This window comes from Bradyrhizobium sp. BRP22 (assembly GCF_020194175.1).
Classification (GTDB): Bacteria; Pseudomonadota; Alphaproteobacteria; order Rhizobiales; family Xanthobacteraceae; genus Bradyrhizobium.
Genome location: NZ_JADYVX010000016.1, coordinates 51,819 through 64,182, shown reverse-complemented (window position 1 = coordinate 64,182; position 12,364 = coordinate 51,819). Strand labels below are relative to the sequence as shown.

8 protein-coding genes and 1 pseudogene are annotated in these 12,364 nt (G+C 63.0%); 4 read left to right on the top strand and 5 right to left on the bottom strand.

What is annotated here, in order from left to right:
• Positions 1 to 10 precede the first annotated feature (10 nt).
• From I6F35_RS20565 to I6F35_RS20545, 5 genes are all read right to left on the bottom strand, one after another.
• Complete coding sequence (locus I6F35_RS20565; protein WP_225119485.1) at positions 11 to 1,009, bottom strand: formate dehydrogenase subunit gamma; 999 nt, start codon at positions 1,007 to 1,009, stop codon at positions 11 to 13.
• Positions 1,010 to 1,063: 54 nt separating this feature from the next.
• Complete coding sequence (fdh3B, locus tag I6F35_RS20560) at positions 1,064 to 1,666, bottom strand: formate dehydrogenase FDH3 subunit beta (protein ID WP_225119484.1); 603 nt, start codon at positions 1,664 to 1,666, stop codon at positions 1,064 to 1,066.
• 12 nt (positions 1,667 to 1,678) lie between these two features.
• Positions 1,679 to 4,627, bottom strand: coding sequence for a formate dehydrogenase subunit alpha (locus tag I6F35_RS20555; protein WP_225119483.1), 2,949 nt, complete (start codon positions 4,625 to 4,627; stop codon positions 1,679 to 1,681).
• Positions 4,628 to 5,118: 491 nt separating this feature from the next.
• Complete coding sequence (locus I6F35_RS20550) at positions 5,119 to 6,285, bottom strand: cytochrome P450 (RefSeq protein WP_225119482.1); 1,167 nt, start codon at positions 6,283 to 6,285, stop codon at positions 5,119 to 5,121.
• Between the two features lie 93 nt (positions 6,286 to 6,378).
• Positions 6,379 to 7,170: a LuxR C-terminal-related transcriptional regulator gene (locus tag I6F35_RS20545; protein WP_225119481.1), complete on the bottom strand. Its 792-nt coding sequence runs from the start codon at positions 7,168 to 7,170 to the stop codon at positions 6,379 to 6,381.
• Between the two features lie 221 nt (positions 7,171 to 7,391).
• Here I6F35_RS20545 and I6F35_RS20540 point away from each other — a divergent pair, with 221 nt between their 5' ends.
• The 4 genes and pseudogenes from I6F35_RS20540 (at position 7,392) to I6F35_RS20525 (ending at position 12,289) form a co-directional block, all read left to right on the top strand.
• Positions 7,392 to 8,540 carry an ABC transporter substrate-binding protein gene (locus I6F35_RS20540; protein WP_225119480.1) on the top strand — a complete coding sequence of 383 codons (1,149 nt, stop codon included), beginning with the start codon at positions 7,392 to 7,394 and terminating at the stop codon, positions 8,538 to 8,540.
• A 26-nt stretch (positions 8,541 to 8,566) separates the two neighbouring features.
• Positions 8,567 to 9,370: pseudogene (locus I6F35_RS20535) on the top strand (cytochrome P450).
• A 10-nt stretch (positions 9,371 to 9,380) separates the two neighbouring features.
• Positions 9,381 to 9,704, top strand: a complete 324-nt coding sequence (locus tag I6F35_RS20530; RefSeq protein WP_225119479.1) for a 2Fe-2S iron-sulfur cluster-binding protein — start codon at positions 9,381 to 9,383, stop codon at positions 9,702 to 9,704.
• Between the two features lie 314 nt (positions 9,705 to 10,018).
• The gene (locus tag I6F35_RS20525) at positions 10,019 to 12,289 is read left to right on the top strand and encodes a penicillin acylase family protein (protein WP_225119478.1); all 2,271 of its coding nucleotides are present in this window, start codon (positions 10,019 to 10,021) and stop codon (positions 12,287 to 12,289) included.
• Positions 12,290 to 12,364 lie beyond the last annotated feature (75 nt).

Sequence of the window (12,364 nt, the reverse complement as noted above, 5' to 3'; positions counted from 1 at the left end):
GCTGGCATTTTCACTCCGCCGCTGTCGCCGAGGGCCGGGTTTCGCTGGCGAGCTTCTTGGCAATCCATTGGTCGTGATGCTCTTTTGCCCAGTTGAGATCGACCTCGCCGGTGCCCATCGCCTCGAACGCGCCTTCCATCCCGACCGTGCCGATATAGATGTGGCCAAGGATCAGGGCGACGAACAGGATGGCCACCACGGCGTGCACCACCTGCGCGAGCTGCATGCCGAGGATATCGGTGCCATAGAAGGGAAACAGCAGCAGGAATCCCGAAACTGACACGGCAATGCCGGCCGCGATCGACAGCCAGAACACCAATTTCTCGCCGAAATTGAAGCGGCCGGCCGGCGCGTGTCTGTTCTTGATGAAGCCGCCGCCCTGCTTGAGCCAGTCCATATCCACCTTCTCCAAAAGATTGTCCTTGAAGAAGATCACTGTGATCAGGAGGAGGCCCGCCACAAACGCGAAGCTCGTGAAGTTGTGCACGTACTTCGCGATCTGCGAGATGGCGGCGAATAGGTCCGGCCCGACGAGCGGCAGCAGCAGGGCCTTGCCGAAGGTGATGTTCAGTCCGGTCAGCCCGAGGATGACAAAGGACGCCGCCGTCAGCCAGTGCGCGAAGCGCTCGAACGCCTCGAACCGAACCACCTTCCTGCCCGAGCGCCCGGCTGAGATCGGCAGCTTTCCCAGAATCAGATAGGCGATCGCCAGCAGCGCGACCGTGCCGAGGATCACCACCCCGCCACCCCAGCGCAGCAGGACCTGGTGGAAATAGTCCCAGGTCCGCCCCGCGGGCTGGATCAGCACGCTGGATTTGATGTCGGGAATGTCGACGCGGCCGGTGATGCGCGGCTCCTGCTGCAGCAGCTCGCGCTGGCCGGTGACGCTTGCGGTCGGATTGGGCGCGCCGTCGGGACCGAGCTTCTGCGCGAACACAGGCACTGCCGCCGCGATCGCGAGCAGCATCAGGACGAAGGTCGCCAGACGAAAGCGTGCGAGAAACGTCATGACTGTTACCCTGTTCTCATCCTGCGCCCATCGCAGGCCGTATGAGCTGTCCGCTCAGACCTCAACGTCTTCGTGATAGGCCGTGGTCCAACCCCAGGCGCCGGAGCCATAGCCGCGCTTGCGCACCCGCTCGCCGTAGATCTGCGCGATGATGTCGCCATCGCCGGCCAGCAGCGACTTGGTCGAGCACATCTCCGCGCACATTGGCAATTTGCCCTCGCCGAACCGGTTCGAGCCGTATTTGGCGAATTCCGCCGCGCTGCCCGGCGCCTCCGGTCCGCCGCCGCCGGCGCAATAGGTGCACTTGTCCATCTTGCCGCGCGAGCCGAAATTGCCGACTTGCGGATATTGCGGCGCGCCGAACGGGCAGGCGTAGAAGCAATAGCCGCAACCGATACACTGGTCCTTGTTGTGCAGGACCACGCCGTCCTCGGTCGGGAAGATGCAGTTCACCGGACAGACCGCCGCGCAGGGCGGGTCCGTGCAATGCATGCAGGCCATCGAGACCGAACGCTCGCCGGGCTTGCCGTCATTGATGGTGACGACGCGGCGGCGGTTGATGCCCCACGGCACCTCGTTCTCGTTCTTGCACGCGGTGACGCAGGCGTTGCAATCGATGCAGCGGTCCGCGTCACAAAGGAATTTCATGCGTGCCATCGTCTGTTCCTCTCACGCGACCCTGATCTGGCAGAGCGTCGCCTTCGGCTCCTGCATGCCGGTCGCGGGGTCGTAGCCATAAGTCGTCAGCGTGTTCACGCTTTCGCCGAGCACGATCGGATCGGCGCCAGCGGGATATTTGGCGCGGAGATCGGCGCCCTGGAAAAAGCCGGCGAAATGGAACGGCATCCAGGCGACGCCCTTGCCGACGCGCTCGGTGACCATCGCCTTGACGCGGGTCCGCGAGCTGTTCTCGGCGCCGGTCACCCACACCCAGCTGCCATCCTTGATGCCGCGCTCGGCGGCGTCGGCCGGATTGACCTCGACATACATGTACTGCTTCAGCTCGGCGAGCCACTTGTTGGAACGCGTCTCCTCGCCGCCGCCTTCATATTCCACCAGCCGGCCCGAGCTCAGGATCAGCGGGAACTGTTGTGAGATCGCGCGGTCGACCGCCGCCTTCTGCACGGAGAAGCCGATATTGGGCATCCGGAACTGCTTGGCATCGGGCAGGGTCGGATAGTCGGCGACCAGGTCCGGACGCGGCGTATAGATCGGCTCGCGATAGACCGGAATCGGATCGGGCAGATTCCAGGCAATCATGCGCGCCTTGGCGTTGCCGTAAGGCGAGCAGCCGTGCTCGATCGCGACCCGCTGGATGCCGCCCGACAGATCCAGCGACCAGGATACCTTATCGGGGTCGGCCGAATTGACGCGCTGGATGATCTCCATTTCCTGCGGCGTCAGCTCCTTGTCCCAGCCGAGCTTCTTCAGCACGCCCAGCGTGAATTCGGGATAGCCGTCCTTGATGTCGGAGCCGGCCGAATAGGAGCCCTCGGCGAGGAGATTGTCGTGATCCTCGCGCTCGACCTCCTGACCGTTCTCCATCACCTTGCGCTTGACGACGCGCTCGACGCCGAACCGCGCACGGAAGGTGCCGCCGCCATCCTTCACCGGAAGATTGGTGTTGTAGAGGATCGGCGTGCCCGGGTGCCTGAACTCCGGCGTGCCCCAGCACGGCCATGGCAGGCCGTAGTAATCGCCGCCGACTTCCGGATCGTCCTTCGGCGCCCGCAGCGTCACCAGATCGAACTTGTGCTGGTTCTTCATATGGGCCTTGAGCCGCTCCGGCGATTGGCCGCAATAGCCGGTCGACCAGCCGCCGCGGTTGATCTCGCGCAGGATGTCCTCCGCCGAGACCGCGCCATTCTCGACCTTGATGTTCTTGAACATCAGGTCGGCAAAGCCGAGCTTCTTGGCGAGCATATACATCATGTCGTAGTCGTTCTTGGATTCGAAGACCGGCTCGACGATCTTCTCGCCCCATTGCAGCGAGCGGTTGGAGGCGGTGCGCGAGCCGTCCATCTCGAAGCTCGTGCAGGCCGGCAGAAGATAGGTGCCGTTCTTGCGCTCGGAGATCACCGACCACGCCGTCGGATAGGGATCGCACACCACCAGCAGCTCGAGCTTCTCGATGCCGCGTACCGCTTCCGGCATCCGGGTGATGGTGTTGACGCCATGCCCCATGACGAACATGGCCTGCACCGGATTGGGCTGGCTGATCTGGTCCTTCGGCAGCAAGGTCGCATCGAACCAGCGCGTGCTCGGAATGCCCGGCGTTTCCATGAGCTGCTTGGTCGGGAAGCGCGACTTCATCCAGTCGTAATCGACCTCCCAGACCCGGCACCAATGCCGCCAGGCCTCCTCGGCGAGGCCGTAATAGAGCGGCAACGTCGTCACATCGAGGCCGAGATCGGTTGCGCCCTGCACGTTAGTGTGGCCGCGGAAGATATTGGCGCCGGCGCCGGGCCGGCCGACATTGCCGGTGGCAAGCAGCAACAGGCAACTGGCGCGGACATTGGCGGTGCCGGTGGTGAACTGGGTCTGCCCCATCGCCCAGATCAGCGTCGCCGGCTTCTCCTTGGCGAACAGTTCGGCGATACGCTTGACCTGCGCCTCCGGCAGGCCGGTGACACGCTCGACCTCCTTCGGATTCCACTTCGCCGCCCGCTTGCGGATCTCATCGACGCCGTAGACCCGCTGGCTGAGGAATTCCTTGTCCTCCCAGCCGTTCTCGAAAATGTGCCACAGCATGCCGTAGATGGTGGCGATGTGGGTGCCCGGACGCACCCGGACATATTCGGTCGCATGCGCCGCCGTCCGCGTCATCCTGGGATCGACCACGATCATGTTGGCGCGGTTGAGCTCCTTGCCCTCGAGGATGTGCTGCAAGGAGACCGGATGCGCCTCGGCCGGATTGCCGCCCATCAGCAGGATGGTCCTGGAGTTGCGGATATCGTTGTAGCTGTTGGTCATCGCGCCGTAGCCCCAGGTGTTGGCTACGCCGGTGACGGTCGTCGAGTGGCAGATGCGGGCCTGGTGGTCGGAATTGTTGGTGCCCCAGAACGCCGCCAGCTTGCGGTTGAGATAGGCGGCCTCGTTGGTGAACTTGGCCGAGCCGAGCCAATAGACCGAATCGGGACCCGACTTCTGGCGGATCTCGATCAGCTTGTCGCCGATCTCGTTGATCGCGGTCTCCCAGGAGACCCGCGTCCACTGGCCGTTGACGAGCTTGACGGGATAGCGCAGGCGGCGCTCGCTCAGAACGTCGTCGCGGACCGCGGCGCCCTTGCAGCAATGCGAGCCGCGATTGATCGGGCTGTCATAGTCCGGCTCCTGCCCGATCCAGACGCCGTTGGCGACCTTGGCGATGACAGAGCAGCCCACTGAGCAGTGGGTGCAGATATTCTTGCGGGTCGAGACGGGCGCGCCGGGAGGCGCCGGCGGGCCGGCCTCGGCCTTGCGCACGCCGTTGAGCGCGAGTTCGCCCAGCGCCGCGAGCGTGCCAGCCGCAATGCCCGAACGCTTCAGAAAAGTTCGGCGGTCCAATCCGCCGCCCGGCCTGTCTGCGACGACAGGCTTTGCACTTCCTCGACGACGATCCGACTTCCTGATCAGCACGAACGCCTCCCTCTAGCGGGCGCCGGGATAGCTGTTGACACGGTAGAAGTCTCGAACCTCCGCGGAATCGGCTCGATAGCGTGCCCTGCGCTTGTCCTTCATATCGACCGATTGCGCGGGTGTAGGCCTCGGCAGCAATGCACCGACAGCGACTGCGCCGCTACCCGCGATGGTGAGGCGAAGCAGATCACGCCGAGGAATTTTTCGCTTGGGATTTTCCTTCTCAGGATTTTCCGTCATCGCGGCGCGCTCCCTAACCCAGGTTCGCTTTCGTTAAGTTACTCCGCGCGATGCCGGACTTCAATTGCGAACCGGTCGCCTCGCACTGCAGCAACCGTTACCGGATTTTGGGTGCGGTTTGCCAGAAGCCGCGTTTCAAATTCGCACGATCACGTCGGCCCGCCGCGCGCCGCGACAGCCGGCCGCAGCCGGGAAAACCTGGACGTGCTGTTGTTTGAAGGTAACCGGCTAACGCGAATCTCTTGGGGATCCTAACCCCACCCCAGGGGTAAATTGAGCAGCCCGCGAAACGCCCAGCCGCCGATCCGCACCGGCTCATCCTCGACGAGGCGGAGGTTCTTCAGCCTGGCAAAGACGGTGGGGAGCGCGACATCGGCGATCATGGCGCGCGAGGCCCAGGCGCCGGCGCAGAAATGCGGACCGGCGCCGAACGCGATGCTCTTGCTGGTATCGCGGCCAAGGTCGAACTCATCAGCGCGCTCGAAATGCTTTTCGTCGCGATTGGCGGAGCCGAACATCAGGAAGACCCGGTCTTCGGGCTCAAAGGCAACGTCACGGATCGTCCACGGCTTGGCGATGCGGCGTGGCGACATGCCGATCGGCGAGATCCAGCGGGCATATTCCTCGAACACCTGCATCCACGGAATCTTGCCATCCAGGACCAGTCTCAATTGATCGGGATGCGTCAGCAGTGCCCAGGCGGCGCCGGCGATCGCATCGCGCGGTTCGTTTTGACCGCCGCTGATCGACAGCTTGATGTTGGCGCGCACGCTGTCCATCGGCATGCCGGACGCGAGCATCACGCCGAGCAGGCTTTGATCGGGCTTCTTGCTGAGGACCGGCAGCATGTCGTCGATGGCCGCATCGATGCCCGACGTCGCGGCGTGACAGCGGGCCTCGACGGCGGGGTCTCCAATGTAATTGGCGATGCCGTCGATCATGCCCTGCGACCAGGCGTTCATGTCCTGAAAGCGCATGTTGGTCAGGCCGGTGATCGATTTCAAGCACTCCGCCGAAAACGGCAGCGCGAAGTCGCGCACGAAATCGCAGGCGCCCTTTGGCTCAAGCGCGGCAATGATGCGGTCGGCATGGGCCTGGAATTGCGCCGTCCAATGAGATTTGACGGTCTTCGGAGACACGGCAGGAAAGATCGCCTTCCGCTCCGACAAATGAGCCTCTCCGTCCTTGCGCATCATGTTGTGGCCCATCAGCCTGTTCATCAGGCCTGCGGGCTGGTGCGATGAGAAGACGTCGATCTGCTTTTCGGAGATGAAAATGTCGTCGCGGCTGCATAGCAGCGTGCTGCCGAGTTGCGGCACGAACGCGATGGGAGCGTCGCGGCGGAGCTTCGCAAGCATCGGATAAGGATCGCTCCAGAATGCCGCGACGTCGATATCGATACGAGGCGCAGTGCTCACGGTTTGGCCCTCCGGGTATTCCTTAGGAGTACCCCGAGGGCTGGCAGCCGTCTGTCCCGCTGGTTGGGGACAAGAGTGCGAGGGCGGCCTCGGCTAATGCGCGCCGCGGGGCAGCGCCATCAGACGCAATGCGATGGCGAACAGTTCGTTTTGCGAGGAGATGCCGAGCTTCTCATAGGCTCGCTTGCGGTAGGTGAAGGTCGAGTGCAGGCTGATCCCGAGATCGGCAGCGATCGCCTCGGACCCATAGCCCGACAGGATCCGCAGGCAGACCTCCTTCTCTCGGCCGGTGAGCTTGAGGAACGGCTCGCGCGTTGCGAACAGCGCCTGAAGCTTGGTCGGCGCCTCCGCGACAACCTCCTCCTGGCAGTGACGCGCCACGATCGCGGTGATCGCCGGCGCCATGTTGCAGAGACGCGCAGCTTCGTTGCGACCAAACCGGCCCTGATCGGCGGTCCTGTAGAAGTTCACGTAATAGCAGGCGCTGTCGACCCAGATCGCGGCGGCGATCTTGTCGACGATCTCCGCATCCTCGAAAAACATCTTCCGGTAACTGTCGCTGTACATGCGGCGGGAGAAGCTCGGCAGCACGATCGGGCGCGGCGCTGATCGCTCGTGCAACATCGTCTCCCGGTTCGGGTCGGCCAGATGGAAGTGCTCGGAATACGCGACGCCGAGGTCGGGCCCTATGCCGATGTTACCGATTCCCAGCGCACAACGCGCCATTCGCTCCGTCTCGAAAGCAAACACCATGCAATGGCCGACATCGGCCACGGTGCGAACCGTATCCATCAGGACGCGCGAGAACGACGTTCGGCCGATGGCAAGCACCATCGGCGCAAGGACACTCGTCGAATCTCCTGGTTCCACGGCTGCCGACCCCATCATCTCCTCCGAATTTTTCTTTAAGCCTATCAGCAACATCCGCAGCTTTGAAGCGGTCTCGCGCAGTGTCTCGCCATCCTTCTGGGGCGGCATGTGTCCCCAATCACGGGGACAGACGCACGCCCGCGACGCAGGCGATAATTGCAAGCGCGGGCGGCTCCGGACGTCCTCGGCGTATCCGCGCACATTGAAAAAGAGAATTCGTGCGGGAGGGACTACAAATGAGGCTGGGCCTTACCGGGCTTTGGATCGTCGTGACCGCGGTTCTCTGCGCCGCGGATGCGAAGGCGGACATCAAGGTTGGGATCGTTGTCTCCGCATCCGGACCAGGCTCGGCGCTCGGGCAACCACAGATGCGAACCGTCGCGGCGCTGCCGAAGGAGATCGGCGGCGAAAAAATCGTCTACATCCCGCTCGACGATGAATCTGATACCACAAAGGGCGTCCAGAACGCGCGGCGCCTGGTGATCCAGGACGGCGTCGATATCCTGATCGGATCGTCGCTGACGCCGGTGACGATGCCGATGCTCGACATCGCCATGGAATCGAAAACCCCGATCATCTCGCTGGCAGCCGCGACCGCCATCGTCCAGCCGATGGACGACCGCCGCAAATGGGCGTTCAAGGTGGTGCCGAACGACGACCTGATGGCGGCGGCCATTCTCAAACATATCGCGAAGTCGGGGATCAAGACGCTCGGCTATATCGGGGTTTCGGACGGATATGGCGAGGGCTATTACAAGGAAGTCAGCCGGCTCGCGCCGACGCTGGGCCTGACGGTGACGACGCATGAAGTTTACGCGCGCGCCGACACCAGCGTGACGGGCCAGGCCTTGAAGGTGATGGCGACCATTCCGGAGGCGGTGTTCATCGCATCCGCGGGCACGCCGGCCGTGTTGCCCCAGCAAGCCCTCCGCGAACGAGGCTATGCCGGCAAGATTTTCCAGACCCACGGCGTCGCGACGGAAGAATTCATCAAGCTCGGTGGCGCCAATGTCGAAGGCGCCGTGTTCACCGGGGAAGCGTTCACCATCGCAGAGGATCTGCCGGCAAACGATCCGTTCCGGCTGGCGCGGGATGAGTTTGTCGCTGCCTACGAAAAGGCCAATGGCCACAGGCCAAACATCTTCGCCGCGCATTTGTGGGATGCTGTCGCGCTGTTCAGGCGGGCGGCAGTAAACGCCGTGAAGACCGCGAAGCCGGGTACGCCGGAATTCCGCGCTGCGCTGCGGGACGAACTCGAGCGCGGCAAGGACGTCTATCTGAACAACGGCCTGTCCACCATGAGTCCGAGCGACCACAACGGTTACGACGAGCGGTCCGCCTTTCTCATCAAGGTGGAGGGTGGGAAATTCCGGCTGCTGCGGTAGCGCAAGCAAGATGAGGGAGGATTTGAATGAGCGCACTCGGCTCATCTGCCACGGCCAGCACCGTTCCGCATCTGGATCTTGATCCCTTTGCGATCGAGTTCTTCGCCGATCCTTTCCCGGCCCATGAGGTGCTGCGGGAAGTTGGGCCGATCGTGCATCTCCACAGATGGGACGTCTACGGCGTTGCGCGATACGCCGAAGTCCATGCGGTGCTGAACGATCCCATGACTTTCTGCTCCAGCCGCGGCGTGGGCTTGAGCGATTTCAAGAAAGAAAAGCCCTGGCGACCGCCGAGCCTGATTCTCGAAGCCGATCCGCCCGCACATACCCGCACACGCGCCGTGCTCAGCCGGGTGCTGTCGCCTGGCGTCATGAAACAAGTGCGCGACAGCTTCACTGCTGCCGCCGAAGCCAGGGTCGACGCGCTCTTGGAAAGCGCAGCTTCGATGCGATCGAAGATCTTGCGGAGGCCTATCCGCTGGTTCAGACCTTCTTCCGCACCACGACGAGAGAGGTCGAGCTCGAGGGCACTGTAGTCGGCGAAGGCGAGAAGGTCCTGATGTTCCTCGGCGCGGCCAATCGCGATCCGCGGCGCTGGGGACAGGCCCGACAGCTACGACATCAATCGGCGCACCAGCGGCCATGTCGGCTTCGACTCGGGGATCCATATGTGCGTCGGCCAGCTCGTGGCGCGCCTCGAAGGCGAGGTGATGCTGTCGGCCTTGGCGCGCCGCGTCGCGAAAATCGAGATCACGGGCGAGCCGAAGCGCCGCTTCAACAATACGCTGCGCGGGCTCGACAGCTTGCCCGTTACGATCACTCCGGCATGACGAGGCGACGATGACTGCAGTCACCTTCATCCACCCCAATCGCCGCAGCGATCGCCTCGAGACCGGCGACGGCGAGAGCGCCATGCAGGCCGCGACCCGTCACGGGTTGGATGGAATTCTGGCCGAATGCGGCGGCAACGCCATGTGCGCCACCTGCCATGTCTATGTCGACGATGACTGGCTGGCGCGCCTCCCTGCGATGGGCGACCAGGAGGATGCCCTGCTCGACGGCACCGCTTGCGACCGCCTGCCGAGCAGCTACCTATCCTGTCAGATCAGGATGACACCCGAACTCGATGGACTTGTGCTGCGCCTGCCGGAACGTCAGGTCTGAGCAACGATCGGCACTCGACGGGGCGCGGGTAAGCGGCTTGGAAATGTAGCGGCGCATGCGGCACAGAACGCAGCCGCCATAAAAATCGTCCCTGTACGCCACTTCGGCTGTAACAACAGACCGCCGACATTCGGCGTGGCTTCAAGGAGTTGTGTATGGACCGTCAAAGGCGTTCGCAGGCATAGCCCTGAGCGAGACAAATCCTATGGGCAGGAATGGTGAAGCGAAGGTCTTTGCTTGGCTGGTCGATCGCAGCCATTCCAACGATCCTGGCCGCCCTGGTCGTGATATGTTGGGTCGCCCTTAGAGCCAGCTTGCCGATACTCGATGGCTCCGTTCAAGGCAAAGGACTATCCGCCAAGGTCACGATCGACCGGGATGCGCTGGGCGTACCCACGATCAGCGGCTCCGACCGGGCGGATCTGGCTTACGCAACGGGTTTCCTGCACGCTCAGGATCGGTTCTTCCAAATGGATCTGTTGCGACGCTCGGCCGCGGGCGAACTGGCCGAGCTTTTTGGACCGGCAGCGCTCGACCTCGATCGCCGCCAGCGCTTGCATCAATTCCGAATGCGCTCCCTCGCCGTGCTCACCGCCGCCTCACCGGACGAGCGCCGCCTCATCGAGTCCTATACCCGCGGGGTCAATGACGGGTTGAACGCGCTTTCCGCCAGGCCTTTCGAATACATGCTGCTGCGGGCGACGCCTGCCCCCTGGCGACCGGAGGATTCGGTCCTGGTTGCGTATTCAATGTACTTCGAACTGCAATACGATGAATTGGAATCCGTGCTGGCACGTGCTGCGCTACGTGATCACACGCCCGACGACATGTTCAGATTCCTGCTGCCCGATGTCACTCATTGGGACGCGCCGCTGGACCGGGCGGCCAGCCCGATGGTCCTGATGCCCGCTCTGCCCGCGGCCAAGCCAAATTGGTCGCTTTCGCTGGCGCGATCGGAATCGCAGCTCGACGAGAAGCCCATTGCCGGCAGCAACAGCTGGGCCGTCGCCGGCCCGCACACTCGCCATCGTGCAGCCCTGCTGGCGAACGATATGCATCTCGGCCTGCGGCTGCCAAACATCTGGTATCGTCTGTCGCTCATCTATCCTGACGCCAGCGGAAAGATGCGTCGCGTCACTGGCGCGAGCCTGCCCGGCGTGCCGGCTGTTATCGTTGGCAGCAACGGTCGCGTGGCCTGGGGATTTACGAACAGCTCAGGGCACTACCTGGATTTGATCAGTCTTGACGACAACACCGTAAATGGCCTCCGATATCGCGAACCCGGTGGCAGCCGCTTCGAGACGGCGGCGCGCCAGATCGAAAGCATCAAGGTGAAAGGAGAAGCCCAGGTTGATCTACCCATTGCCGTGACACGTTGGGGACCTGTCATCGCAATCGGCAACAAGAACTACGCAATTCACTGGACAGCTCACGATCCGAATGCGATCAACCTGCATCTTCTGCGCATGGAAGATGCCGACAATGTCGCGTCGGCGATCAAGATCGGGCGGACAAGCGGTATACCCACTCAGAATCTCATCGTCGCCGACCTGGACGGCCACATCGGCTGGTCTCTTGCCGGTCCATTGCCGAGACATTCGGCGCCAAGCGACGGTCTGCCGATCTCCGGGCCCGACAATCACACCTGGTCGGAATATCTCACGCCAGACGAGTATCCGGTAAGGTACGATCCCTCATATGGACGTCTATGGACCGCGAACAACCGCCAATTGAGCGACAAAGATCAGGACAAGATCGGAGGCAAGGACGCCGACCTCGGGGCGCGCGCGAGCCAAATCCGGGATGACCTGTTCATGAAAGATAGCTTCGACGAGAGCTCGTTCCTGTCCATACAGCGTGACGATCGTGCGCTCTGGATCGATTTCTGGCGGCGCCTGCTGACGGATGCGCTCGATGACGCTGCGCTGGACGGCCATCCGCAGCGCGCCAAGCTCAAACAGCTCGTGACGGAGTGGAACGGCCGCGCTGACGCGGACGCGATCGGTTATTCACTGGTGCGCAGCTTCTATCAGTCCATGTACGACGCGTGGTTTGGCGGTCTCGATGCCGAACTTCGTCAAGTCCATCCGAGGGCCAGCTATCGTGTCGCGAACCGACGCGCGGAGGCCGTGATGGAAACGCTGGCCGAGCGCCACGCATGGATACCGTCTGAGATTTCCGACTGGCGAGCCTTTCTGCTCAATCGCATCGATCTGGTCATAGCGAAGGCCACGCACGGCGGAGCGCAGCTTCAGGATGCGCGCTGGGGCAGCACGAACACGTCTCGCATAGCGCATCCATTGCTGCGCTCTCTGCCATGGCTTCGTACATGGTTGGCCGTGCCTCCAGTAGGCTTGCCAGGTGATGTCAACATGCCGCTGGTACAGGCACCCGAGTTCGGCGCCTCCGAACGGATGGTCGTGGCCCCCGGCCATGAAGACACCGGTATCTTCCACATGCCGGGAGGCCAGAGCGGCCACCCGCTATCCCCGTTCTTTCTCGCGGGCCATGAGGCATGGGTGCGTGGCGATCCCAGTCCGTTCCTGCCCGGCCCCACAATTCACCAATTGATCATGCTGCCCTGAGAGGAGTCGTTTCTGCGACATCAGCCTCATCGCCGGCGAACGTGCCTTCACTTCGCTCCGCTCCCCCAGGAAGCC